Genomic DNA, 25,759 nt, shown 5'->3' with positions numbered 1-25,759 from the left:
TTGGGCGCCAGGGGTGATGCGCGGGGGTTGCGCGCGCGTTCGGTGACGGTGGGGTACGGCAAGGATGCTCCCATCTTGGAGGATCTGTCTCTCGACGTTCTCGAGGGGCAGCTGACGGTGATTGTTGGTCCGAATGCCTGCGGCAAGTCAACGCTGTTGCGTTCCTTGGCGCGTGTGCTGGGCGTGCGCTCGGGTGTGGTCGAATTGGATGGTCGGGCCCTGACGACGATGAACCAGAAGGAGCTGGCTCGTCGACTCGGGCTGCTCGCGCAGTCTTCCACGGCTCCCGCGGATATCCTCGTGGAGGACCTGGTCGCGCGCGGGCGCTATCCTCATCAGTCGTTGCTTCGTCAGTGGAGCGCTGAGGATGACGAGGCCGTGGCGTGGGCCATGCGTCAGGCGGGCGTTGAGGCCTTGGCTCGGCGGCGCGTCGGGGAGCTCTCGGGCGGGCAGCGTCAGCGAGTGTGGATCGCGATGGTGCTTGCGCAGTCGACGGACATCGTGTTGTTGGACGAGCCGACAACCTATCTGGATCTGAATCATCAGCTTGAGGTGTTGCGCCTCGCGCGGCGTTTGCAGGCCGACGGCAGGACGATTGTCGCCGTGCTGCACGATCTGCACCTAGCGTTTCGCTATGCGACCCACCTTGTGTGCATGAAGGAGGGGCGGATCGTGGCGCAGGGGGCGCCGAGTGACATCGTGACTCCAGCCCTCATCGAGGCGGTGTTCGACGTGCCGTGCGTGATCATCGAGGATCCGCAGACGGGTTCGCCGCTCGTCGTGCCACGCCCCTAGGTGTTGAGCACGTGAACTCGCAATCTCAAATGCTGACCAGCGGGTTATCTGACAGCATGATTATCCGATAATATAGCTCACAATAAATGGTGTGCGGAGCTATTTTTGCCCGAAAAATCAACTATCGAGCCTATGGTCCAGTAATTTGCTTGTTGCTCGCAATTGCGTCGGGGGCGCGAGATAATACTATTGACTATGTAACCGGTAGTTACTCGGACACTGACATTAACGTTCTGCCCAGAACTGCAAGGATTGGTTGAGATTATCTCGAGGAAAAGGAAGACATTAGGCATGACGACACGGTCGCTCACGCGGAGCAAGGGATTGCACATGTCCCTGCTCGGCTTGACCGCCTCTGCGTCCATCGTCGCAGGCGTGTTTGTCGCCGCCACCCCCGCCTATAGTGACGACGGTGTGCCGGATGTGTCGGCGTCCTGCCTCGTGGCAACCGAAGAAGATGCGACCGTCCACGTCTCCTCTATCCTCCATGCGGGTGAGCCCGTTCATGCCGAGGGTAGTGGGTGGGGTCCGAGCTCGGACACCACGCGCGGCTTTGTGATCGTCACCCTCGATGATGGCAAGGAGCGGCGCCCCGCCGATACTAATCTTCCCGACTGGGTGCCGGCCGCCGTTGCGCGCGATCGGAGTGCCTGGGCGGTTCTCGAGGTCGACGGCGATGGCTCCTTCTCGGCGGACATCGCTGTTCCCTCCACCTGGGAGGTTGGCTCCAGTCATCAGATCGCGATCGGCGACGGCGTGACGGGCACCTACGTGACGGTGAGCGTGACGGTTGTCGATGCGCAGGTCGCGGTTCGCTCTTGTTCTGTTGCCGTCGATGATCCGACCCCCGTCGAGCCGGACCAGAGGGGCGACGCCGCCGAGCCCGGTGGTGATGCGACTGCTCCCAGTGACGTCGACTCATCCGCGTCGACCGTGATGCCACCGGCGGTTCCTGCCGACGAGCAAGCGGAGCCCGTCACCAACTCGAAGGTGGTCCTCACGCAGCCGACGGATGGCGAGTCGGACGATGCACAGCGCCGCGCGAGCGAGGCCTCGTCCCCGTCGCCATCGGCTTCTTCGAGCGCTTCCCCTGCCCGTGGATCCTCCTCTGGCGGTGCCGGTGCGCCCGCAGATTCGTCCGACCCGACCCCACAAGCCTCCGCCTCTACCGAACAGCAGAGCGTCTCCGCCTCGCAGATTGGACCCAAAGCGCACACTGAGCAGCAGGCGAACGACCAGGCGGCCCGTGAGGAAGAGGGGCGCCTGAACGGATGGATCCTCGCTGGTGGTGGGCTGCTGGCCCTCCTCGGTGCCGTCGTGACGGTCAGTATTGTGCGCCGCCCGCACCCGGGGGCTCACTAGGGACAGTCGCGGGCCGTCTCATGCCAATGAGATCACGATTAACCGGTTGGTGTGCGTTGGAATTTAGCAATCAGTCGTCACACCTGTTACTCTGGTTTCTAGATAATAGCTGCTGAGTATTTAGTCACTAAGGAGAACCATTATGCAGCACGGACGGGCTAGGACTGCCCTCTCCGCGCGGGGGCTCGCGGGCCGCAGTCGGGCGATGAGTGTCCTGATGGCCCTGTGTCTCTTTGCCGCGATCGCGCTCGCCATTCCTGGTTTCACCGCGCGTGCAGACAGCAACGATGGTCCCTACTCCATCCCCAACACGACCTTTATCGTCAGCCTCGAAAACGCCTTTGACTTCGAGGCGCAGTACGGTAAGACGGGTTACTGGGGCGTCATTCTCGATAATGGCCGCGTGACTCCCACGTCGGCCGTGACCTTCGAGCGCGACGGTGAGATCGTGGCCCCTACCGCCGATGACCTGTGGAAGGCTGCCCCGCTCAACAGCTACTCGATGATCGTTCCTGTGCCCAACGGCACCAACAACATCGAGGGCATCACGTGGGAACCCGGCACGTCGCATTGGGTCACTATCGTCACTTACAAGGACGATAAGACGCTCGCGACCACCTCGAGCTACTCGGTACAGGTCTTCAAGCCCTACAACCCCGCCGACACCGACCCTGTTGATCCCGCACCGGCGCCGACGACCGATCCCGCACCGGCGCCGACGACCGATCCTGCCCCGGAGCCCGCACCGGCGCCGACGACCGATCCTGCCCCGGAGCCCGCCCCCGAGCCGACGACCGATCCTGCCCCGGAGCCCGCCCCCGAGCCGACGAGCGATCCTGCCCCGGAGCCTGCCCCGGTGCCGACGACCGATCCCGCCCCGGTGCCGACGACCGATCCTGCCCCGGAGCCCGCCCCCGAGCCGTCGGCGGCACCGACCGTTGCTCCTGCGCCACAGCCCGACGATCCGGAGCTGCCCGTCGTCCAGCCGACCCAGACTCCTTCTGTGAGCCCGACGCCCAGTCCCTCCGCTTCCTCCTCTCCCGCCGCTCACTCGAGCCAGCCCTCCGACACGCCCGTGTCGCCCGTGACCGATGAGTCGCAGCTGACCGACGCCAACAAGGGTGGCGTGAGCGCCGCCTTCACCGGTGGACAGCTCACGATCAACGTTCCCTCTGACAAGGCCGTTGCTGGCGAGTGGGTGAGCGCCAGCATCATGCAGACGGGCGAGGCGCGTTGGCTCCAGGTTGAGCCCTCGAACCAGGTGACCATGGATGTCACGGGCCTGCCGATGGGTGACTATAAGGTCGTCGTCGCGAACCGCTCGCACCAGCTGGTTGGCTGGGCCGAGTTCAAGGTCGCCTCGACGGTCGCCGCCGCGAGCCCCGGCACCGCGGTGGATGGCTCCGGCTCCGTGAAGCTCCACGCTGAGGTCCTGTCCTCTTCGAACTCGGGCGACGAGTCCGAGGGCTTGAACGGATACCTGCTGGGTGCCGGAGCGTGCATGCTGATCCTTGGAGGCCTCGTCGTCCTCCAGGTTCTGTCCGGTCCGAAGATCGGGTCCTCCTCGCAGGGAGTCACCCTGACGTAGGCTAGGTTTCATGGATCTGTTTGATTCTGAATCATTCGACGAGCTGGGCGTGCCCGCGTTTACCGCGGACGCGCCCCTCGCCGTTCGTATGCGGCCTACCAGGTTGGAAGAGGTCGTCGGCCAGTCACACCTCCTGGGGGAGGGCGCCCCGCTGCGACGCTTGCTTTCCGCGGAGTCGAGCGGTGGGGTCGCCGTCTCCTCGGTTGTCCTGTGGGGGCCTCCCGGTACCGGAAAGACGACGCTCGCGTATTTGATCGCCCGCGCCTCGGGTCGGCGTTTCGTCGAATTGTCCGCCGTGTCATCGGGTGTGGGGGACGTGCGTCGTGTCGTGGATGCGGCGCGTCGGACCCTGGCGAGCAGTGGCGAGGAGACGATTCTTTTCGTCGACGAGGTTCACAGATTCTCCAAGTCGCAGCAGGATTCGCTCCTTCCTGCGGTCGAGAACCGGTGGGTTGTTCTCGTCGCTGCCACGACGGAGAACCCGTCGTTCTCCGTGATCGCGCCCCTGCTCTCGCGCTCGCTCCTGCTGACGTTGCGTCCCCTGGATTCCAGTGCGCTGGAGGGCTTGGTCCGGCGTGCCGCCACTGATGAGCGCGGTCTCGCCGGTCGGTTTTCCATCACCGACGAGGCCGTGGCGGGCCTCGTGCGCCTGGCGGGCTCCGACGCGCGTAAGTCGCTGACGCTTCTCGAAGCCGCGGCGGGCGTGGCCAGCGATGACGGCTCCGGTGAGATTACGGTGGCCAGCGTGGAGGCAGCTGCGAATCAGGCGCTCGTTCGGTGGGGCCGCGACCAGCACTACGACGTGGCGAGCGCTTTCATCAAGTCGATGCGCGGCTCGGATGTCGACGCTTCCCTGCACTACCTGGCGCGCATGATCGAGGCCGGAGAGGATCCGCGCTTCATCGCGAGGCGCATCATGATTGCCGCCTCGGAGGAGATCGGCATGGCCGCGCCAGAGGTGCTCACGACATGCGTCAGTGTCGCCCAGGGAGTCGCCCTCATTGGCATGCCGGAAGCGCGCCTCCTCCTCGCCCAAGCGGTTGTTGCGGTTGCGACCGCCCCGAAGTCCAACGCCACGTACCTGGCGATCGATCGTGCCCTCGCGGACGTGAGAGCCGGGCGCGGGGGAGCGGTTCCTCCCCACCTGCGCGACGCCCACTACTCCGGGGCCTCCTCGCTCGGGCACGGCGACGGGTACCTCTACGCCCACGATCATCCCCATCACGTCGCGGCCCAGCAGTACCTGCCCGACGACCTGGAGGGTACCCGCTACTACGAGCCGACCGAGAACGGGCATGAGGCGATGCTCACGAAGAGGCTTGGTGTCATTCGCAATCTGCTGAAAAGACGCTAGTATGGAACAGTTGTCCGCTTGCGCGGGCACCTGGGGCCTTAGCCGACGGACCTTCACCGGTCCTGGAGTTGGCCCCATGTCGGGCGAACGTCCCGACATGACATGAGAAACAGGAAAGAAGAATCATGGCAACAAATCGTTCCCGTAAGCAGGTCCGCGAGTCCCGCGCTCTCGGCCTCGCGCTGACCCCCAAGGCCGTCCGCTACTTCGAGAAGCGCCCCTACGGCCCCGGCGAGCACGGCCGCACCCGCCGTCGTCAGGACTCCGACTACGCCGTTCGTCTGAAGGAGAAGCAGCGTCTGCGCGCCCAGTACGGCATCCGTGAGTCGCAGCTGCGTCGCACCTTCGAAGAGGCCCGCCGCACCGCCGGCCTGACCGGTGAGAACCTGGTCGAGCTGCTCGAGATGCGCCTGGACGCCCTGGTCCTGCGCGCCGGCTTCGCCCGCACCATCCAGCAGGCCCGTCAGGTGGTCGTCCACCGTCACATCCTCGTCGACGGCAAGATCGTGGACCGCCCCTCCTTCCGCGTCAAGCCCGGCCAGACCATCCAGGTCAAGCCCAAGTCGCAGACCACGGTCCCCTTCGAGATTGCCGCTGAGGGCATTCACCGCGACGTGCTGCCCGCCGTCCCCGAGTACCTGGACGTTGAGCTCTCCCGCCTGAAGGCGACCCTGGTGCGTCGCCCGAAGCGCGCCGAGGTCCCCGTGACCGTTGACGTGCAGATGGTCGTCGAGCACTACTCGCGCTGACCTTTGTCATCACCGCGCCCCCCAAGCACGTGCTTGGGGGGCGCGGTTGTATGTGTATCCCACAGCGCGCGTAAGCGTGCCGATGTGCCGTCATGGGTGGGAACCGACTAACATAAGGCACTATGCGTACTTCTGAAATCCGCACCCGTTGGCTCGACTACTTTGAGAAGCAGGGTCACGAGGTGTGTCCCTCCGTCTCACTGGTCTCTCCGGAGCCCTCGATCCTCTTCACGATCGCAGGCATGGTTCCGTTCATTCCCTACATCATGGGCGTCGAGCCTGCTCCGTGGCCGAGGGCCACGTCGGTGCAGAAGTGTATTCGTACCAACGACATTGACAACGTTGGTAAGACGACCCGTCACGGCACGTTCTTCCAGATGAACGGTAACTTCTCCTTTGGTGACTACTTCAAGGAAGGCGCCATCAATTTTGCGTGGGACCTGCTGACCGGTTCGCGCGAGGAAGGCAAGTACGGCCTCGACGGTGATCGTTTCTGGGTGACGATTTGGGACCAGGACGAGGAGGCTCTGAACGTCCTGACGAAGCAGATCGGCATGGACCCCAAGCACATCGTGCGCCTGCCGCGCGTTGAGAACTTCTGGGACACGGGTCAGCCCGGCCCGGCCGGCCCCTGCGCCGAGTGGCACTACGACCGCGGCCCCTCCTACGGTCCCGAGGCCGTGGGTGGCACTGTGGACCCGGGTGGCGACCGCTACCTCGAGGTGTGGAACCTGGTGTTTGACCAGTTCATGCGTGGCGAGGGAACCGGCAAGGACTACCCGTTGCTGGGGGAACTCGATAAGAAGGCGATCGATACCGGTGCCGGCCTCGAGCGCCTCGCGTTCGTCATGCAGGATAAGCCGAACATGTACGAGATCGACGAGGTCTTCCCCGTCATCGATGCCGCGATGCAGATGAGCGGCAAGCGCTACGGCCTGGGGGCCGCGGGTCCCGAGGCCGGCGCGGCCTACGACGATGATGTGCGCATGCGTGTCGTGGCCGACCACGTGCGTTCCTCCCTTATGCTCATCGGTGACGGCGTGCGTCCGGGCAACGACGGCCGCGGCTACGTGCTGCGTCGCCTGATCCGCCGCGCCGTTCGTTCGATGCGTCTGCTGGGTGTCGACGAAGCGACGATGCCGACGCTGCTGACGGCGTCGAAGGACGCGATGAAGGCCTCCTACCCCGAGCTGGAGACGAACTGGAAGACGATTTCCGAGGTCGCTTACGCGGAGGAGGATGCTTTCCGTCGCACGCTGAGCGCCGGAACGACGATCCTGGACGTGGCCGTGGCGAGCGCGAAGGAATCGGCGGGCGCGCCCCTGATTTCGGGTAAGTCGGCATTCTTGCTGCATGACACCTATGGTTTCCCGATTGATCTGACCCTCGAGATGGCCGCCGAGCAGGGCGTGTCCGTCGACGAGGAGGGCTTCCGCGCCCTCATGGCCGAGCAGAAGGAACGCGCGCGCGCCGACGCGCGCTCGAAGAAGACCGGACATACTGACGTGCGCGTCTTCCACGACATCGAAAAGGAGATGGGCGGCGGTTCGACGTTCCTCGGCTACACCCAGGAGTCTGCGCCTGCCCGCGTCCATGCGATCCTCGTGGACGGACAGCCGGTGCCGGTGGCGCAAGCTCCCGCCGCTATTGACATTGTCCTCGATCAGACGCCCTTCTATGCGGAGATGGGCGGCCAGCTGGCCGACCACGGAACGATTCGGTTGCCCGGCGGCGACACGGTGATCGACGTGACCGACGTTCAGGCTCCGATCCGTGGGCTGACCGTCCACCGTGGTCACCTGCGTCAGGGTGGCATTGCTCTGGGTGATTCGGTGATCGCCGAGATTGATTCCGAGCGTCGCCTGGCGATCGCTCGTGCGCACACGGCGACCCACATGGTCTACGCGGGACTGCGCAACGTCGTGTCCGAGCACGCGGACCAGGCAGGGTCGGAGAACTCGCCCTCGCGTCTGCGCTTCGACTTCCGTCACAACAGCGCGCTCTCCGGCTCTCAGCTCAGCGACATCGAGGAGCTGGTGAACGAGAAGCTGGCCGAGGACCTGCCCGTGACCACCGAGGTCATGAGCATTGACAAGGCGAAGGAAATGGGCGCGATCGCTCTCTTCGGAGAGAAGTATGGCTCCGAGGTACGCGTCGTGACGATCGGCGACGGCTTCGACCGCGAGCTCTGCGGCGGCACCCACGTACCGACGACGGGCCACATCGGCCGCGTGACGGTGCTCGGCGAGGGTTCGGTGGCCTCCGGCGTGCGCCGCATCGAGGCCCTGGTCGGTTCCGGCGCCTACGAGTTCCAGGCGAAGGAACACGCTCTCGTCTCCCAGCTCTCCCAGCTCGTGGGCGGCCGCGTGGATGAGCTGCCCGAGCGCATCGAGTCGTTGCTCGCCAAGCTGCGCGAGTCCGAGAAGAAGCTGGAGAAGATTCAGGCCGATCAGGCAAAGCGTCGGGGCGGCGACCTGGCCGCATCCGCTGAGCGCATCGGGGCGGTCGACCTCGTGGCAGCCGCGGTCGACGGTGTTCCGACGAAGGAGCTGCGCGGTCTGGTCCAGGACGTTGCGGCGCGTCTGGGGCACGAGCGCGGTGCGGTCGTCGCCCTGGCCGGTGCTGAGGGCGGCAAGGTTGCTCTGGTGGTTGCCACCAACGAGCGTGCGCGCGAGCTGACGCTCGACGCGGGCGCGCTCTTGCGCGCGGGACTCGCGCACGTCGATGGTCGCGGTGGCGGCAAGGCCGACATTGCCCAGGGTGGCGGTACCAAGCCCGAGGGTATTGCGGCCGGCCTGGCAGCGATCCGTTCGCAGATCGAGTCGCTGTGAGCCTGCGCAGGGGAATCCGCATCGGCGTGGACGTCGGCACCGTGCGTGTCGGCGTCAGCCGATGCGACTCCGACGGCATCCTCACGATGCCCGTCATGACCCTCACGCGCGCCCCCGACTCGTCGGACCTCGATCAGCTCGCGGATATCGTCGCCCAGCACGAGGCCATCGAGGTGATCGTGGGGCTGCCGCGGCACTTGCGCGGCGGGGAAGGCATCTCCGCTAAGGGCGCCCGCAAGTACGCGCGTCGCCTTAAGAAGCTCGTTGGGGGCGTGCGCGTTGCGATGGTCGACGAGCGGCTTACCTCCAACCAGGCGCACGAGCGTCTGCGCGCATCCGGTATTCCGGAGCGTGAGCACCGTAGCGTCATTGATCAGGTTGCGGCGCAGATCATCTTGGAACAGGCCCTGGAGCTCGAGCGCATGAGCGGTCGCGCGCCCGGGGAGGAGATCGTCCTCGAGAATAGCGAAGGAGCGAACCAATGAGTACGCCCCCCACGTATCCCTTCCGCTCGCGCCGAGAGATCCATTCCGGCCAGCCCAAGGTCTACTCCGACGCTCCCAACGAGGACGTGACCCCTACGCCATCGGATCCGACGCCCACCCCGGTGCGCGGAACCGCCTCGCCCGCCCACGCCTCGTTTGATGAGAGTGACGCGCGCCTGTCCCGCCAGAGCACGCCCGCCGTCTCCCAGGCCGACCCCACGCCCACCCCGATTCAGGGCGTGCCTGCTGTGACGCCCGCGCGTTCATCGCTGAGCGAGTCCGAGCCGCGGGGCGAGCACCCCGCGTGGAAGCCGACCGACGCTGCCTCGGAGACGACCGGCATGCGCTCTCGGCGGATCGCCAGCGAACGCCGCGCCGCCCGCAAGCGTAAGCGCCGCCGCCGTATTCGTTCCTTCTTCGTGATCGTTCTCGTGCTCGGCCTCGTGGGCGGCGCGAGCTACTTTGCATACTCTCAACTGATGAATTCCTCGACCGTTGCCTCCGACGATTACCCGGGCCCCGGCACGACCGACATCCTGGTGACGATCGACGACCAGGCGACCGGACGCGAGATCGGCCAGAAGCTCTACGAAGCAGGCGTCGTCCGCTCCGTGGGAGCCTTCGTGCGTCAGTACGAGAAGAACAGTGCGGCACGCAGCATTAATCCGGGCACCTATCGTTTCAAGCTGCAGATGAGCGCCGCGGATGCGCTCGCCGTCCTGCTCGATCCGATGAATCGCGTCGACTCGACTGTGACGGTCCTGGCGGGCGAACGCATGTCGGTGATCAAGAAGCGCATCGCCGAAGTCATGGACGTCTCCGATGCCGAGGTCGAACAGGCCTTTGCGAACACCGCGGCCATCGGTCTGCCCGCCGAGGCCGGCGGCAACGTCGAGGGCTGGCTGCACATCGGCGAATATAAGGTCGAGAAGGATGACACGCCGACGAGCGTCGTCGCCCGTATGGTTGCGGCCACCGTCGAAGAACTGGACAAGCTGGGTGTGCCCGCCGCGGACCGCGAGACCGTCCTCATCAAGGCCTCGATCGTCGAGGGTGAGATGGGCACGAACTCGAAGTACATGCCGATGGTTGCCCGAGTCATCGACAATCGACTGGCCGACACGGAGGGCGAGACGAAGGGCATGCTCGGCATGGACTCGACGACGCTGTACGGCGTCGGCAAGGAGGGCGGCCTGCCCACCCAGGCCGACCTGGATGCGGACAACCCCTACAACACGCGCCTGCATGCGGGCCTGCCTCCCACACCGATCAACCAGCCCAGTCTGGAGGCCATCAAGGCCGTCCTCAAACCGGCCGACGGCGACTGGCTCTATTTCGTGACGGTCGACCTGAACACGGGCGACACTCTCTTCGCGTCCAACGCGGCCGACCACGAGAAGAACAAGGAGAAGCTGGTCGAGTACTGCAAGACCCACACCGACCAGTGCAACCCCCAGTCATGACGGCATGGGCTGGGGTCATCGGCTCCCCGATCTCGCATTCTCTGTCCCCGGTGATTCACCGCGCGGCCTGGGGCCAGCTCGGGATTGAAGACTGGGAGTACCGGCGCTGTGAGGTGGACGAGGGGACCCTGCCCGCCTTCGTCGCGTGCCTCGATGACTCCTTCCGTGGCCTGTCGGTGACGATGCCCTGCAAGCAGGCGATCATGGGGTTGCTCGACGCCATCGACCCGCTGGCCAGCGCGGTCGGAGCCGTCAACACGGTCGTTCCTTCCGCCGGGGTGCTCGCGGGATTCAACACGGACGTGGCCGGCATCGCCTCGGCGATCAGGCGCGCCTGTGACCAGGCGGGGGTCCCGCTTCCGACGAGTGCCCTGGTCCTGGGGGCCCGCGCGACGGCCTCGTCTGCGTTGGCAGCCCTGGGTGAACTCGGTATCACGACGACCACGGTGGCGGCCCGGCGTTTCGGCGGACCTGGCTCGGTGATCGCTGCGGCGTCCCGCCTCGGTGTCAGCGTCGAGCAGGTGATGTGGTCGGATATGCGCGCGGTGACCGCCGCGGCGACTGCCTGCGACGTTCTCATCTCGACCCTGCCAGCCACGGTCGCGGATCCGCTCGCGGCCGCCCTCACTGCTCGAGAGGACCAGGTCCTGCTCGACGTTATTTATTCTCCGCGCGACACCGCCCTGCGGGCAGCCTTCGAGCGCGCCGGGGCGGTCGTGGCCGAGGGCACCGACATGCTGGTCTATCAGGGGGCCGCTCAGGTTCAGCTGATGACCGGACGCAGCCCCGACCCGTCCCTCATGCGCGCCGCCCTGGAGGATGAGCTCGCGCGGCGCGAGCGCGCGAGCGGGGGAGAGGGGCACCCGTGATTGCCGAGTGGCTCTCGCCTCGCATCAGCTCCGACCTGTCCCTCGTCTCGGGCTTTCTCACGTGGATCATTATTCTGGGATGGCTGTGGCACTCCGGGTGGAGGGTGCAGCGCCGATACTTCATCGAGGTGACCCAAAAGCCTCTGTCGCGTAACGCGATCGTGTGGGTGGCGGGCATCGTCGGTGCTCTCTTCTTCGTCGCCGCGCAGATGCGACCCGGCATGCCGGCGGTGATGACGGTCGCCATGATCGGCACCCTCAGCGCTTACGTGGACGCGCGCACGCACCGGCTTCCCAACATGTACACGGTGGTCATGGGGATCGGCGTTATCGTCGGTGCCCTCATCGGGTGCCTGATTTCCCCGATGTGGTCTGGGCGACTCATTGGCTTCGCCGTGGGCGCGCTCATCTGGCTCGTCCCCGTCGCGATCCTGAACCGTCTGCCCGGAGGAATGGGCGGGGGTGACGTGAAGCTCGCCCCCGTGCTCGGGGCCATGGTGGGCTCAGTCGGGCTGCACGCCGCCGTCTTCGCGCTCGCCCTGTCCTTCATATCCGCGGGTTTGGCCGCCCTGTGGAAGATCGTCGTGGGCTCCGCCGGCACTAAGTCGCGGGTCGCCATGGGCCCGTGGATGATCGGCTCCGCCCTCGTGGGTGCGATCGCCTGGGGTGTCGTGCCCGACTGGCTATAGGCCGGTCTCACGCGCCTCATCGTGGACCCGTCGGGCCCAAGGCCGCTTGTGATGGGACAATGACACGGTGAGTATTACGACGCCTTCGCATCCGTCCGAGCCTGTCAGCCTCGAATGGGGTCAGACTTGGCCCCCTCGTGACGTCTTCTCGAAGCTCGCCACGTCGAGGCGCGTGATTCCCGTCGTGCGCCGCGTCCTCGCCGATGAGCTCAGCGCCGTTGGCGTCTACCGTCAGCTCGCCCACGGCGACTACGGCAGCTTTATTCTCGAATCCGCCGAGCACGGGGGTTCTTGGGGCCGCTGGTCCTTCGTGGGAGCGTCCAGCGCCGGCGCCATCGTGGCACGCGACGGCCACGCGCAGTGGGTGGGTGCACACCCGGAGGGTGCCGTCGTGGAGGGGACGTTCCTGGAGGTTGTGCACTCCGCGCTCGAACAGTTGGCGGCGTCGCCCATTGAGGGGCTGCCCCCGCTGACGGGCGCCCTCGTCGGGTCGCTGGGATGGGGCATCATTCCTGAATGGGAGCCGACCCTGGCGGCAACCGCACCCAAGGAGTCCGACCTCCCCGACGCGACGCTCGTGCTCGCCACGGAGGTCGCTGCGATCGATCACGCGACGGGGTCGGTGTACCTGATGGCCATCGCTTGGAACCTCAACGGCTCTGATGAGGGCGTCGATGGCGCCTACGACCGCGCGATCCAGCGGCTTGACGCCATGACGAGCCAGCTGGCCTCGCCCATCGCCCCGGCGGTGCTAGGGGTGAGCGGCCAGGAACCTCCGGCCGTCCGCCAGCGCACGCGCCGCACCGACTTCGAGTCTTCCGTCAACGCCGCCAAGCGCGCGATTACGGACGGGGATGCCTTCCAGATCGTCCTGTCTCAGCGCCTCGACGTGTCGACTGAGGCCAGCGGCGTGGACGTGTACCGCGTCCTGCGTACGGTCAACCCCTCGCCCTACATGTACTACCTGGATCTGCCCGACGAGCGTGGTGGTCACTTCGAGGTCGTGGGTTCTTCCCCGGAGACGCTCGTCAAGGCGCAGGGCCGTCGCGTGTGGACGTACCCGATCGCGGGCTCGCGTCCCCGCGGCGCCGACTCGGCTCAGGACCACCGCCTGGCTGCGGAGCTCCTGGACGATCCCAAGGAGCTCTCCGAGCACGTCATGCTCGTCGACCTGGCGCGCAACGACCTGTCGAAGGTCTGCGATCCCGCCTCGGTCGAGGTGTCCACGCTCATGGAGCTCAAGCGTTTCTCTCACATCCAGCACATTTCGTCGACCGTGACGGGGGTCCTGCGACCGGATGCGGACGCTCTCGATGCCCTGGTTGCGACTTTCCCGGCGGGTACCCTCTCGGGTGCGCCCAAGCCTCGTGCTATCCAGTTGATCGACGACTTCGAGCCGGCCGCCCGCGGCGTGTACGGTGGCGTCGTCGGCTACTTTGACCTGTCGGGTGACGCCGATCTGGCGATCGCCATCCGCACGGCCTCCCTCAGGGACTCCGTGGCCTCGGTTCAGGCCGGTGCCGGCGTGGTCGCGGACTCGGTGCCCGAGCTGGAGTACGAGGAGTCCCGCAATAAGGCCGCCGCCGCGGTCGAGTCCGTCGTGCGCGCCTCGACGTTGGCCCCGCTGTCGTGAGACGCGCGGCCGGATGCTTTGCCCGGGCGTCCCTTTTATTCGCTAGCCTTGATGGCGTCCAACTGTTTCTCGGTGAAAGGGGAGCGTCGTGAGCGTTCTCGATGACATTATCGTGGGGGTCCGTCAGGACCTGAAAGAGCGCGAGGATCGCGTTCCTCTGAGCCGTGTCAAGGAGATGGAACAGAGCGTTCCCGAGGCGAAGGATGCGCTGGGTGCCCTGCGCAATCGCGACGGCGCCGTCAAGATCATTTCGGAGGTGAAGCGATCCTCCCCCTCGAAGGGAGCACTCGCGCAGATCCCTGATCCTGCCGCCCTGGCGTCCGTCTACGAGGCTGGGGGCGCCTCCGTGGTGTCGGTACTGACCGAGCAGCGTCGCTTCCACGGGTCGCTTGCGGATCTCGACGCGGTGCGCGCGGCGGTCGACATCCCGATCCTGCGCAAGGATTTCATCGTGACGCCCTACCAGATTCACGAGGCGCGTGCTCACGGCGCGGATCTCGTCCTGCTGATCGTGGCTGCCCTGGAACAAAACGCGCTGGTGTCGCTCCTGGAGCGCACGCGTTCGCTGGGCATGGAGGCCCTCGTCGAGACGCATTCGCGCCTGGAGGCGCTGCGTGCCCTCGACGCGGGCGCGTCGATCATCGGCGTTAACGCGCGTAATCTGAAGACCCTCGAGGTCGACCGTTCGACGGTCGAGCAGGTCATCGACGTGATCCCGCAGGACGTCATCGCGGTCGCCGAGTCGGGGGTTGCACAGGCACACGATGTCTTCGAGTACGCCAAGTGGGGCGCGGACGCGGTCCTGGTTGGTGAGGCGCTGGTGACGTCCGGCGATCCTCTCTCGAGCATTCAGGACATGGTCAGCGCCGGTCAGCATCCGGCGCTGCGCACGGATCGTCGGGCCCGCGTCGCCGCGGCCCGCAAGGAAGGACTGTGATGAGCGCTGAGAACTTCGTCCCCGGACCGTATTTCGGTGATTTCGGCGGCCGATTTGTGGCCGAGTCGCTGATGGGCCCCCTCGAAGAGGTTGAGGCGGCGTGGAAGCGCTTGTGGCGCGACAAGTCTTTCCAGGCGCGTCTGCGTGACCTGTTTGCCAACTACGCCGGTCGCCCGTCCCTGCTGACCGAGGCGCCGCGTTTCGCGGCAGATTTGGGCGGCGTGCGTGTCTTCCTCAAGCGCGAGGATCTCAACCACACGGGCTCGCACAAGATCAACAATGTGCTGGGCCAGGCCCTGCTCACGAAGGAATTGGGCAAGACCCGCGTCATCGCCGAGACAGGAGCCGGTCAGCACGGGGTCGCAACCGCAACCGCGGCGGCCCTCCTCGGACTGGATTGCACGATCTATATGGGGCGCGAGGACACGGAACGTCAGGCCCTCAACGTCGCGCGCATGCAGATGCTCGGCGCCGAGGTGATCGCCGTGACGGCCGGCTCTGCGACCCTCAAGGACGCCATCAACGAGGCCTTCCGCGACTGGGTGACCAACGTCGAGACGACGAACTACATCTTCGGCACGGCGGCTGGCCCGCACCCCTTCCCGGAGCTCGTGCGCGATCTTCAACGCGTTATCGGCGACGAGGCGCGCGCCCAGCTGCTCGCGACCGAGGGACGACTGCCCGACGTCGTTGTGGCCTGCGTGGGCGGCGGGTCGAACGCGATCGGTTCCTTCACGGCGTTCATCGACGATCCGAGCGTCGAGCTGCTGGGCTGCGAGGCGGCTGGCGACGGCTTCGACACGGGGCGTCACGCCGCCTCCATCACGGCCGACCAGGTTGGAGTGCTGCACGGCGCTCGCACGTTCGTCCTGCAGGAGCGCGACGGACAGACGAAGGCCTCGCACTCGATCTCGGCGGGCCTCGACTACCCGGGCGTGGGCCCCGAGCACGCGTGGCTGGCCCGATCGGGGCGGGCCTCGTATATCCCCGTCTCCGACGCCGAGGCCATGGACGCCTTCCTGCACCTGTCACGCACGGAGGGCATCATTCCCGCGATCGAGTCATCGCACGCGCTCGCCGGGGTGCGCGCGTGGGCCCGGGCGAAAGCCGAGGCCGAGGGACCTTTCGCGCCCGGAGACGAGCCCATCGCCATCGTGACAGTGTCGGGGCGCGGCGACAAGGACGTGGACACGGCGTCGCGCTGGTTCGGATACGGCCGCGCGAAGCTACAGGTCATCGACCCGAGCGCCGGCCCCTCGGGCGTGGCCGTCCTGGACGAGAACGAGGAGAAGTGACATGACGCGAGCCCCCCATTCCGCCGTCGCCATCGATGCGGCACTCGAGCGCGGCGATGCCGCGCTGATCGCCTACCTGCCCGTCGGTTTTCCGTCGGTCGAGGACTCCGTTCGCGCGGGTAAGGTCCTCGCGGATGCCGGAGTCGACGTCATCGAGCTGGGATTTCCCTACTCCGACCCGGGCATGGACGGCCCCACGATTCAGCGCGCAACCGTCGCTGCGCTTGAGCGTGGCACGCACCTGGAGGATCTCTTCCACGCGGTGGACGAGCTGACCTCGTATGGGATTTCCACGACCTCGATGACCTACTGGAACCCCGTTGAGTGGTGGGGTGTCGAGCGCTTCGCGAAGGACTTCGCCGCCGTCGGCGGCTCGGGCCTCATCACCCCCGACCTGCCGCCCGAGGAGGGCGCGCAGTGGGAGGAAGCTTCGGATAAGTACGACCTGGAGCGCATCTACCTGACGGCCCCCTCGTCCCCGGAGCATCGCCTGAAGCTGATCGCCGCGCATTCGCGCGGCTGGGTGTACGCGGCCTCCTCGATGGGTGTCACGGGCGCCCGCGCGGCTGTCGGCGCGCACGTGGCGGACGTCGTTGCACGCACGCGTGCGGCCGGTGCCCAGCGCGTGTGCGTGGGCCTGGGCGTGTCAAACGGTGCCCAGGCGCGGCAGATCGGTGCCTACGCAGACGGCGTCATCGTCGGTTCGGCTCTGGTCAAGACCCTCTTCGAAGACGACGTCGACCGCGGCCTGCGGGCGCTCAGCGAGCTCGCCCGTGAGCTCAAGGCCGGTGTGAGCGGAGCGCGCGCGTGAGTCTCCTCGCTGCTGGCATTCCCTCGCCCTCCCAGGGCGTGTGGTACCTCGGATCGCTCCCGCTGCGCGCCTACGGCATCATCATCGCCGTCGGCATGATCGTCGGCGTGTGGTGGACCTCCCGGCGCTACGCGGCGCGCGGGGGCAACCCCGACACCATCTTCGACGTCGCTCTGTGGGCGATCCCGCTGGGCGTCGTCGGTGCGCGCCTCTACCACGTCGTCACCTCGCCCGAGGCCTACTTCGGGCCGGGCGGCGATCCCTGGCTCGCCCTGCAGATCTGGCGCGGCGGCCTGGGGATCTGGGGAGGCGTCGCCTTCGGCGCGCTGGGTGCCTTCCTCGCCGTCAAGAGGGCCGGCGTGCGTTTCGGGCCAATCGCGGACTCTCTGGCGCCTGCCCTGCTGGTTGCCCAGGCGATCGGCAGGTGGGGAAACTGGTTTAACCAGGAGTTGTTCGGCGCCCCGACGACTCTGCCGTGGGGGCTTCAGATTGACGCCGCGCACCTGCCCGCGGGCTACCCGGTGGGCACCCTGTTCCATCCCACGTTCCTGTACGAGTGCCTGTGGAACCTGGCCGGCGCTGCGCTCATCGTGGCGCTTGAGCGCCGCCGCCGCTTCGCGGCCGGCCAGCTGTTCGGCATGTACCTGATGGTGTACACCGCGGGACGCGCGTGGATCGAAATGCTGCGTATCGACGACGCACACACGATTGCCGGTCTACGCCTGAATGTGTGGACGTCCCTGGCGGTGTTCCTCCTTGGCGTCGCACTGTTTGTCCTCGCGGGTCGCCTGGGTCGGCCGCGCGAGGTCGTCGGCGACGGGGCGGTGACGGATGACGATGAGCGTGCGGGGGCGAGCCCTGAGGGAAGCGACTCCGATGCTGAGGACGTCATCGACACGCGCGTGAGCGAGGACGAGTCCGCGCAGGAGAGCTCTCTCGAGGAGTTTTAAACCAGCGGCGGGCACGCTAGTGGAGTAGAAGGTCCCATCATGGGCTCATTCATGGGAATGATCACGTCGGCCGGGCCGAGCTCCTTAGTGATTACTTTGTGACTGGACGGTAGACTAAGCTTTATGCGTCGAGCTAAAATTGTCTGCACTATTGGACCTGCCACTGAAACCCCTGAGCAGCTCCAGGCGCTGGTGGACGCCGGCATGGATGTCGCGCGTATCAACCGGTCGCATGGAAAGGCTGAGGAACACGAGGCCGTTATTGCGCGCGTGCGAAAGGCGTCTGCGACGTCCGGCCGTGCGATCGCGGTTCTCGTCGACCTCCAGGGCCCCAAGATCCGTCTGGAGACCTTCCAGGACGGCCCCCAGGAGCTGAAGATTGGTGACACCTTCACCATCACCACCCGCGATGTTCCCGGCACGAAGGAGCTTGTCGGTACCACCTTCAAGGGCCTGCCCGGTGACTGCGCGCCCGGCGACCGCCTGCTGATTGACGACGGCAACGTCGCGGTCCGCGTCGTCGAGGTGAGCGATACGGACGTCGTGACCCGCGTCGAGGTCCCCGGCGTGGTCTCGGACCACAAGGGCCTGAACCTGCCCGGCGTCGCCGTGTCCGTTCCTGCGCTGTCCGAGAAGGACAAGGAGGACCTGCGCTGGGCGATCGAGCAGGATGCCGACTTCATCGCCCTGTCCTTCGTGCGCTCGGCCCACGACATTAAGGACGTCCACGAGATCATGGACGAGATGGGTAAGCGCATTCCCGTCATCGCCAAGATCGAGAAGCCCCAGGCCGTCGAGGCCCTGGAGGAGATTGTCGAGGCCTTTGACGGCATCATGGTTGCCCGCGGCGACCTCGGCGTCGAGATGCCCCTCGAGGCCGTGCCGCTTGTTCAGAAGCGTGCGATCGAGCTGGCTCGTCTTGCCGCTAAGCCCGTCATCGTGGCGACCCAGGTCATGGACTCCATGATCAAGAACCCGCGCCCGACCCGCGCCGAGGCCTCCGACTGTGCGAACGCCATCCTCGATGGTGCCGACGCGGTCATGCTCTCCGGCGAGACCTCGGTGGGTGCCTTCCCCATCGAGACGGTGCGCACGATGGCAGCGATCATCGAGTCCACCGAAGAGAACGGTGGCGAGCGTATCGCGTCCATTCCCAGCTTCTTCGCCGACCGCGCAGGCGTCATCTGCGAAGCGGCCGCCCGCATCGCAGAACACATGGACGCCCGCTACCTGGTGACCTTCACCCAGTCGGGTACCTCTGCGCGCCTGCTGTCGCGCATGCGCCGCCCGATCCCGATGCTGGCCTTCACGCCGCTGGAGTCGACGCGCCGTCGCCTGGCCCTGTCGTGGGGCATCCAGACATACCGCGTCCCCGAGGTGCAGCACACGGATGACATGGTCTGGCAGCTCGATCAGGTCGTGCAGTCCTCGCACCTGGCGGAGATCGGCGAGCAGCTCGTCATCGTCGCCGGCATGCCGCCGGGCATCCCCGGTTCCTCGAACATGCTGCGTATCCACGAGGTGGGTGACGAAGCCGATTACGCGATCGGCGGCGCACGCTAAACCGTAGAGGCGCAAACGGTGGGGTGCTGGCATGGCCAGCACCCCACCGTCGTTTTCTGCGATGTGAGTCCCTTCGCGTGGACACAATGACAACGCTGGAATAAAGTATTCCAAATACACGTTGAGACGTGTAACGCCGCTCCAACGACGGCGCGGCGAGGCAGCAGGTTGCTGCGGGCACATCACGGAATGCCAGTGCGAACAAAGCACGTTTCCGCGCGCCCACAACGGAAGATGGAGGAAGAAATGAATACGAACATCCGGACCGTGTCGGTCCATGACACTCTGTTTGGCCGCGTGGCCAACAACCTGGAGGTCGCCCAGCTCTCGCGAGCCGTCGAGCCGTGGTTTGCCGACTTCCATGACAGGAGGGTCAAGCAGGCGATCGCCGATCTCGACGAGCCGACCCGCAGGGGAGAGGCAGCCGAGTTTCTCGGCCTCGAGCTGAGCGTGGTTGCCTAACAGATACGGTGAGGGGCCGACAAGCGTTGCTTGTCGGCCCCTTTTCTGCGATGCGACAACTCGTATCAATAACGGTTCCAGCGTCGCGCCAGTACCTGTTTGCCGGTACCATGGAGCACGTACTCCAGTGGCGGTACCCCGAGTGGGATTCGAACCCACAACAAGCCGGGTTTGAGCCGACCGCCTCTGCCAGTTGGGCTATCGGGGCTTTCGCGTGTGCGAGAACCACAATAGAACAGCTGAGCACACCGATCAAACTGAGGAATATGACAATGAGTGAAGAGCAGGCTGAACCGCGTCGCGTCCTCGTCGCCGAGGATGAGGGGCTGATTCGTCTCGATATCGTTGAGACTCTGACCCAGGCGGGGTTCGAGGTCGTCGGCGAAGCTGCCGACGGTGAAGAAGCAGTCGAGCTGGCGCTGGAGCTGGAGCCCGACCTGTGTGTGATGGACGTCAAAATGCCGAAGATGGATGGCATCACGGCGGCCGAGAAGATCCTGCAGGAGCTGTCCTGCGCGGTGGTTATGCTGACCGCCTTCTCCCAGACCGAGCTGGTCGAGCGCGCCCGCGACGCGGGCGCCATGGCCTACGTGGTCAAGCCCTTCAGTCCCTCCGACCTGATTCCCGCGGTTGAGATCGCGCTGTCGCGTCACGCGGAAATTGAGTCCCTGGAGGATCAGATCGCGGATCTGACTGACCGTTTCGAGACTCGTAAGCGCGTGGATCGCGCCAAGGGCCTGCTCATGAAGAACATGGGCATGAGCGAACCCGAGGCCTTCCGCTGGATTCAGAAGACGTCGATGGATCGTCGCCTCTCCATGCGTGAGGTTGCCGACGCGGTCATCAACCAGGTCGACGACTGATCACAGACCTTACGGCGCAGGCGGGGAGAGTCAACGACTCTCCCCGCCTGCCTCGTCTGACGACGCGCTCACTCGTGCGCGGAACGCACGAGGATGCGGTTGGTCACACGGGCGACGGAGATGAGTCGTCCCGCGTCGTCTCGAATGTCGACGGTGTGCACGGTCGAGGAACGACCCAGGTGCACGGCGGTCGCCGTCGCCGTGATCGTACCCTCCCGCCCCGCGCTGATGTGGGAGGCGTTGAGCTCGGTGCCGACCGCGTAGGCCTGCTTGCCGGGGTGCGTTTCGCGCGCGTGGATCTGAGCGGCGAAAGAGGCCGCTGTCTCGGCGAGAGCAGCGGAGGCGCCGCCGTGCAGGATCCCGGCGCTTTGACGGTTGCCGTCAATGGGCAGCGAGATCACGGTGCGCGCCGCCGAGTGTTCGAGCACCTCCATGCCGGTGGCCTCCATGAGTGTTCCCGGCCAGTGGGCGCCCACCCAGCCGCCTGTCGCGAGGGGGTCGGGCCTGGAGGTGCGGGTGTGTTTCGTCTGGTGATCGTGTGTCATGGCATCTAGGGTGGCATGTGTGAGTGACACTGTGCTGATTATTGACGGCCATTCGATGGCATTTCGTGCGTTCTATGCGCTCCCGCCGGACAATTTCGTGACGGCGACGGGGCAGCACACGAACGCTGTTTACGGCTTCGTGTCAATGCTCACGCGCCTGCTCGAGACGGAGCGTCCGACGCACGTGGCCGTCGCCTTCGATGTGTCGAGGCACTCATTTCGTTCCGAGGAGTACCCGGAGTACAAGGGCACGCGCGAGGCGACCCCCGAGGAGTTCAAGGGCCAGGTGGAGCTCATCCGCGAGGTCCTGGACGCGATGGGTATTGTCTCGCTGTCGCGCGAAGGTTTCGAGGCAGACGATATTTTGGCGACGCTCGCTCACCGTGCCAGCCAGCAAGGAGCGACCGTCCTCGTCGTGTCGGGTGACCGCGACTCCTTCCAGACGGTGACCGACAGCGTCACCGTCCTGTACCCGGGCACGGGCCCGGGCGACCTGCGTCGTATGACGCCCGAGGCCATCGAGGCCAAGTACGGGGTGCCGCCGCATCGCTACCCGGAGATTGCTGCGATCGTCGGCGAGACGTCGGATAATCTGCCGGGAGTGCCCGGTGTGGGACCCAAGACGGCTGCACAGTGGATCAACAAGTACGACGGCTTGGACAACCTGCTGGCGCGCGCCGATGAGATCGGTGGAAAGCGCGGCGCCGCCCTGCGCGAGCACATGGACGACGTCGTGCGCAACCGCCGCCTCAATCGCCTCCTGACCGACATGGATCTCGAGGTCACCCCCGCCGACCTGGCCCGCCGCGCGACCAACGTGGCGGCCATCGACAGGCTCTTCGATTCCCTGGAGTTCGGGCGCCTGCGCGTCAAGGTCCGCGAGGTCGCCGGCATTGGCATGGGACAGACCCCCGCGGCCGAGCCCGCCGAGGAGGCCGTGCCCGAGACGCAGGTTGAGGTGCGCCTAGCCGACGCCGACTGCGACATCGCCGCGTGGACATTCGCGCACCCCACTGTCGCCCTCCTCGTCCAAGGCGACATGCGCCCAACCCGAGGAGATGTCTCCCGGATCGTCCTCGCGACCGCCGACGAGGCCCTGGTCATTGATCCAGCCGAGCTCAGCCCCGCGCAAGAGGGCGCGCTCACCGCCGTCCTCGCCCAGGCCTCGTCCCTCATCGTGCACGACGAGAAGGGAACGCGTCACGCCCTCGCATCGAGGGGATGGGCCCTCGGAGCGCCTTCCTTCGACACGATGCTCGCCGCGTACCTGGCCCACCCCGACCAGCGATCCCACAAGCTTGAGGACGTGGCTTCGCGCCTGCTCGGCATGACCATCGAGGAGGGAAACGCCGACTCAGACGCCCTCTTCGACCTCGGCGAGATCGGCGAGGGGCCTACCGCCGCCCAGGTGCGCGCGGGCCGCCTCACAGCCACGCTCCACCCGCTGGCCGACAAGCTGCGCCGGGCGCTCGACGAGAGCGGCGAAACGGCGCTCCTGACAGACATGGAGATGCCGCTCTCGCGCCTCCTGACCCAGATGGAGACCGTCGGCATCGCCGCGGACGCCCGCGTCCTCGACGACCTCTCGGCTGAGCTCGGCGCCGACGTCGAGGCCGCCCGCGACGGCGCGTGGGCCGCCGCCGGACGCGAGGTCAACCTCTCCAGCCCCAAGCAGCTCCAAGAAATCCTCTTCGACCACTTCGGGCTGCCCAAGACCAAGAAGACCAAGACCGGCTACACGACGAACGCCGACGCGCTGGTAGACCTGTGGGCCAAGACCGAGGAGAGCGGGGGAGCGGGGCACGACTTCCTCGGTTTCCTTCTCACCCACCGCGACCGCATCAAGCTCAAGCAGATGGTCGACTCCCTGTCCGCCACCGTCGCATCCGACTCCCGCATCCACACGACCTTCTCCCAGGTCGCCGCGGCCACGGGACGCCTGGCCTCCTCCGACCCCAACCTGCAGAACATCCCCGCGCGCAGCGCCGACGGCATGCGCATCCGCGGCGCGTTCGTCGCGGGCCAGGGCTACGAGTCCCTCATGAGCGCTGACTACTCGCAGATCGAAATGCGTCTCATGGCGCACCTGTCCGGCGACGAGGCGCTCATCGAGGCCTTCAACTCCGGCGAGGACCTGCACCGCACCATGGCATCCATGGTCTTTGGCACTCCCGTCGCCGAGGTCACCGGCGAGGAGCGTTCACGCATCAAGGCCACCTCCTATGGCCTCGCCTACGGCCTGTCCTCCTACGGCCTGGCCGCCCAGCTCGGCATCCCCGTCCCCGAGGCCGCAGCCCTGCGAGAACGCTACTTCGAGCGCTTCGGCAAGGTCCGCGACTACCTCGAAGGCCTCGTCGCCCAGGCCCGCGCCGACGGCTACACGCAGACCATGTTCGGACGTCGCCGCTACCTGCCCGACCTGCGCTCGACGAACCGTCAGCGCCGAGAAATGGCCGAGCGCGCCGCGCTCAACGCCCCCATTCAGGGCAGCGCCGCCGACATCGTCAAGATCGCCATGATGGACGTCGCCGCCGCCCTGAGCGAGGCCGGCCTGGCCTCGCGCCTCCTCGTGCAAATCCACGACGAGCTTCTCCTCGAGGTCGCCCCCGGCGAGGAGGCCGCCGTCGAAGAGCTCGTCCGGGCACAGATGGCGTCGCCCGTCACGCTGTCCGTCCCGCTGGACGTCGCCGTCGGCGTCGGCGCGTCGTGGCAGCTCGCGGCGCACTGATCGGTGTGACGACGCGACGCACGCCACGCAAACTGTCGCCAAATTCGTCACATTTACGCGTCAAAGGCTGCTAAACTGAACCACGGTGCCTAGGGACAGGTGCATCCGCATTCGTCCGCAGGCGCTGGAACTGTCCATCTACTATCCAGTCCGTTTCGGAGAAACTACTACATGACCACGAATACGCCGCAGGTCGCTATCAACGACATTGGTTCGGAAGCAGACCTGATCGCAGCCATCGACGAGACCATCAAGTACTTCAACGATGGCGACATCGTCGAGGGCACTGTCGTCAAGGTCGACCACGACGAGGTCCTCCTTGACATCGGCTACAAGACCGAGGGTGTCATCCTCTCTCGCGAGCTGTCCATCAAGCACGACGTCAACCCCGAAGACGTCGTCGCCGTGGGCGACCAGATCGAGGCGCTCGTCCTCCAGAAGGAAGACAAGGAAGGCCGTCTCCTCCTGTCGAAGAAGCGCGCTCAGTACGAGCGTGCGTGGGGCAAGATCGAAAAGGTCAAGGAAGAGGACGGCGTCGTCACCGGCACCGTCATCGAGGTCGTCAAGGGCGGCCTGATCCTCGACATCGGTCTGCGTGGCTTCCTGCCCGCCTCCCTCGTCGAGATGCGTCGCGTCCGCGACCTCGCCCCCTACATCGGTCGCGAGATCGAAGCGAAGATCATCGAGCTCGACAAGAACCGCAACAACGTGGTCCTGTCCCGCCGCGCATGGCTCGAGCAGACCCAGTCCGAGGTCCGCACGAACTTCCTGCACACCCTCCAGAAGGGCCAGGTGCGCTCGGGTGTCGTGTCCTCCATCGTCAACTTCGGCGCGTTCGTCGATCTCGGCGGTGTCGACGGCCTGGTGCACGTCTCCGAACTGTCTTGGAAGCACATCGACCACCCGTCCGAGGTCGTCGAGGTTGGCCAGGAAGTCACCGTCGAGGTTCTCGACGTCGACATGGATCGCGAGCGCGTCTCCCTGTCCCTCAAGGCCACCCAGGAAGATCCGTGGCAGGCCTTTGCTCGCACCCACGCCATCGGCCAGGTTGTGCCCGGCAAGGTCACCAAGCTGGTTCCCTTCGGCGCGTTCGTGCGCGTCGAGGACGGCATCGAGGGTCTCGTCCACATCTCCGAGCTGGCTCAGCGTCACGTCGAGCTGCCGGACCAGGTCGTCAAGGTCGGCGAAGAGGTCTTCGTCAAGGTCATCGACATCGACCTCGAGCGTCGCCGCATCTCCCTGTCCCTCAAGCAGGCCAACGAGGGCGTGGACCCGAACTCCGAAGAGTTCGATCCTTCGCTCTACGGTATGGCCGCCGAGTACGACGAGAACGGCAACTACAAGTACCCCGAGGGCTTCGATCCGGAGACCCAGGAGTGGATGGAAGGCTTCGACGCTCAGCGCGAGGCGTGGGAAGCCCAGTACGCCGAGGCTCAGGCCCGCTGGGAGGCCCACAAGGCTCAGGTCCGCAAGGCCCTCGAAGAGGACGCCGAAGCGGCTCCCTCCATCGAGGAGCAGGCCTCCTACTCGACCCCGGTCGACAACGAGGGTACCCTTGCGTCCGACGAGGCGCTGGCCGCGCTGCGTGAGAAGCTGACGAACAACTGAATCGGTCGCTTAGACTGAGCTTCAACTCGTCGGTTCACGCCAGTGAACGCATGAGTGGTGGTCCCCAGGTTTTCCTGGGGGCCACCACTTTTTGCTTGACGTGCCGTTAGATGTCCGACCGCCGTGAGGCCCGCTCGCCGTCCGCGCCGCGAGCTTCGCTCGGTGCCTCGTCCCGAAGC

Annotated in this window: 21 protein-coding genes and 1 tRNA gene; 20 read left to right on the top strand and 2 right to left on the bottom strand. The window is 66.1% G+C overall.

What is annotated here, in order from left to right; all coding sequences use genetic code 11:
* The 17 genes from QU663_RS05900 (at position 1) to QU663_RS05820 (ending at position 19,836) form a co-directional block, all read left to right on the top strand.
* Positions 1-795 (top strand): ABC transporter ATP-binding protein, encoded by a 795-nt coding sequence (locus QU663_RS05900; RefSeq protein ID WP_021610976.1) that lies wholly within the window; start codon positions 1-3, stop codon positions 793-795.
* Positions 796-1,125: 330 nt separating this feature from the next.
* The gene (locus QU663_RS05895) at positions 1,126-2,157 is read left to right on the top strand and encodes a hypothetical protein (RefSeq protein ID WP_232210902.1); all 1,032 of its coding nucleotides are present in this window, start codon (positions 1,126-1,128) and stop codon (positions 2,155-2,157) included.
* Positions 2,158-2,362: 205 nt separating this feature from the next.
* Positions 2,363-3,745: a type IV secretion protein Rhs gene (locus QU663_RS05890; protein ID WP_304990517.1), complete on the top strand. Its 1,383-nt coding sequence runs from the start codon at positions 2,363-2,365 to the stop codon at positions 3,743-3,745.
* 10 nt (positions 3,746-3,755) lie between these two features.
* Positions 3,756-5,099: a replication-associated recombination protein A gene (locus QU663_RS05885; RefSeq protein WP_021611897.1), complete on the top strand. Its 1,344-nt coding sequence runs from the start codon at positions 3,756-3,758 to the stop codon at positions 5,097-5,099.
* 125 nt (positions 5,100-5,224) lie between these two features.
* Positions 5,225-5,848, top strand: a complete 624-nt coding sequence (gene rpsD, locus QU663_RS05880) for a 30S ribosomal protein S4 (RefSeq protein WP_021611896.1) — start codon at positions 5,225-5,227, stop codon at positions 5,846-5,848.
* Positions 5,849-5,970: 122 nt separating this feature from the next.
* On the top strand, positions 5,971-8,679 hold the full coding sequence (alaS, locus tag QU663_RS05875; protein WP_021611197.1) for an alanine--tRNA ligase: 2,709 nt from the start codon (positions 5,971-5,973) through the stop codon (positions 8,677-8,679).
* Entirely contained in the window at positions 8,676-9,164 is a 489-nt protein-coding gene (gene ruvX / locus QU663_RS05870) for a Holliday junction resolvase RuvX (RefSeq protein WP_021611198.1), read from the top strand. The genes alaS and ruvX overlap by 4 nt, the downstream gene beginning before the upstream one ends.
* Positions 9,161-10,627 (top strand): endolytic transglycosylase MltG, encoded by a 1,467-nt coding sequence (gene mltG / locus QU663_RS05865; RefSeq protein WP_021611199.1) that lies wholly within the window; start codon positions 9,161-9,163, stop codon positions 10,625-10,627. Before ruvX ends, mltG begins: the two co-directional genes overlap by 4 nt.
* Positions 10,624-11,496, top strand: a complete 873-nt coding sequence (locus tag QU663_RS05860) for a shikimate dehydrogenase (protein ID WP_021611200.1) — start codon at positions 10,624-10,626, stop codon at positions 11,494-11,496. The genes mltG and QU663_RS05860 overlap by 4 nt, the downstream gene beginning before the upstream one ends.
* Positions 11,493-12,185, top strand: a complete 693-nt coding sequence (locus QU663_RS05855; RefSeq protein ID WP_021611201.1) for an A24 family peptidase — start codon at positions 11,493-11,495, stop codon at positions 12,183-12,185. Before QU663_RS05860 ends, QU663_RS05855 begins: the two co-directional genes overlap by 4 nt.
* A gap of 67 nt (positions 12,186-12,252) precedes the next feature.
* Positions 12,253-13,818 (top strand): chorismate-binding protein, encoded by a 1,566-nt coding sequence (locus tag QU663_RS05850; RefSeq protein ID WP_051267738.1) that lies wholly within the window; start codon positions 12,253-12,255, stop codon positions 13,816-13,818.
* 88 nt (positions 13,819-13,906) lie between these two features.
* Positions 13,907-14,755, top strand: coding sequence for an indole-3-glycerol phosphate synthase TrpC (trpC, locus tag QU663_RS05845; protein ID WP_021611203.1), 849 nt, complete (start codon positions 13,907-13,909; stop codon positions 14,753-14,755).
* The gene (gene trpB / locus QU663_RS05840) at positions 14,755-16,050 is read left to right on the top strand and encodes a tryptophan synthase subunit beta (protein WP_021611204.1); all 1,296 of its coding nucleotides are present in this window, start codon (positions 14,755-14,757) and stop codon (positions 16,048-16,050) included. The genes trpC and trpB overlap by 1 nt, the downstream gene beginning before the upstream one ends.
* 1 nt (position 16,051) lies before the next feature.
* Complete coding sequence (trpA, locus tag QU663_RS05835; protein WP_021611205.1) at positions 16,052-16,861, top strand: tryptophan synthase subunit alpha; 810 nt, start codon at positions 16,052-16,054, stop codon at positions 16,859-16,861.
* A complete protein-coding gene (lgt, locus tag QU663_RS05830; RefSeq protein WP_021611206.1) occupies positions 16,858-17,811 on the top strand; it encodes a prolipoprotein diacylglyceryl transferase in 954 nt (317 codons plus the stop codon). The genes trpA and lgt overlap by 4 nt, the downstream gene beginning before the upstream one ends.
* Before the next feature lie 123 nt (positions 17,812-17,934).
* Positions 17,935-19,374, top strand: a complete 1,440-nt coding sequence (gene pyk, locus QU663_RS05825; RefSeq protein ID WP_021611207.1) for a pyruvate kinase — start codon at positions 17,935-17,937, stop codon at positions 19,372-19,374.
* Between the two features lie 246 nt (positions 19,375-19,620).
* Complete coding sequence (locus tag QU663_RS05820; RefSeq protein ID WP_034480594.1) at positions 19,621-19,836, top strand: hypothetical protein; 216 nt, start codon at positions 19,621-19,623, stop codon at positions 19,834-19,836.
* A gap of 134 nt (positions 19,837-19,970) precedes the next feature.
* Here the strand turns inward: QU663_RS05820 and QU663_RS05815 are convergent.
* Positions 19,971-20,044 (bottom strand) — tRNA-Leu (locus QU663_RS05815).
* 64 nt (positions 20,045-20,108) lie between these two features.
* Between QU663_RS05815 and QU663_RS05810 the strand changes: the two genes are divergently transcribed.
* Complete coding sequence (locus QU663_RS05810) at positions 20,109-20,699, top strand: ANTAR domain-containing response regulator (protein ID WP_009057992.1); 591 nt, start codon at positions 20,109-20,111, stop codon at positions 20,697-20,699.
* Positions 20,700-20,767: 68 nt separating this feature from the next.
* Here QU663_RS05810 and QU663_RS05805 read toward each other — a convergent pair whose 3' ends face one another.
* A complete protein-coding gene (locus tag QU663_RS05805; protein WP_021611209.1) occupies positions 20,768-21,244 on the bottom strand; it encodes a PaaI family thioesterase in 477 nt (158 codons plus the stop codon).
* On the opposite strand from QU663_RS05805, the gene polA reads away from it, so the two are divergent.
* Both polA and rpsA read left to right on the top strand, forming a co-directional pair.
* Positions 21,243-23,972, top strand: coding sequence for a DNA polymerase I (gene polA / locus QU663_RS05800; protein ID WP_021611210.1), 2,730 nt, complete (start codon positions 21,243-21,245; stop codon positions 23,970-23,972). The genes QU663_RS05805 and polA overlap by 2 nt on opposite strands.
* Positions 23,973-24,143: 171 nt before the next feature.
* Complete coding sequence (gene rpsA / locus QU663_RS05795; protein WP_021611211.1) at positions 24,144-25,580, top strand: 30S ribosomal protein S1; 1,437 nt, start codon at positions 24,144-24,146, stop codon at positions 25,578-25,580.
* Positions 25,581-25,759: the final 179 nt, after the last annotated feature.

Source organism: Schaalia sp. HMT-172 (genome assembly GCF_030644365.1).
Classification (GTDB): domain Bacteria; phylum Actinomycetota; class Actinomycetes; order Actinomycetales; family Actinomycetaceae; genus Pauljensenia.
This window is presented reverse-complemented; position numbering and strand designations above follow the sequence as displayed.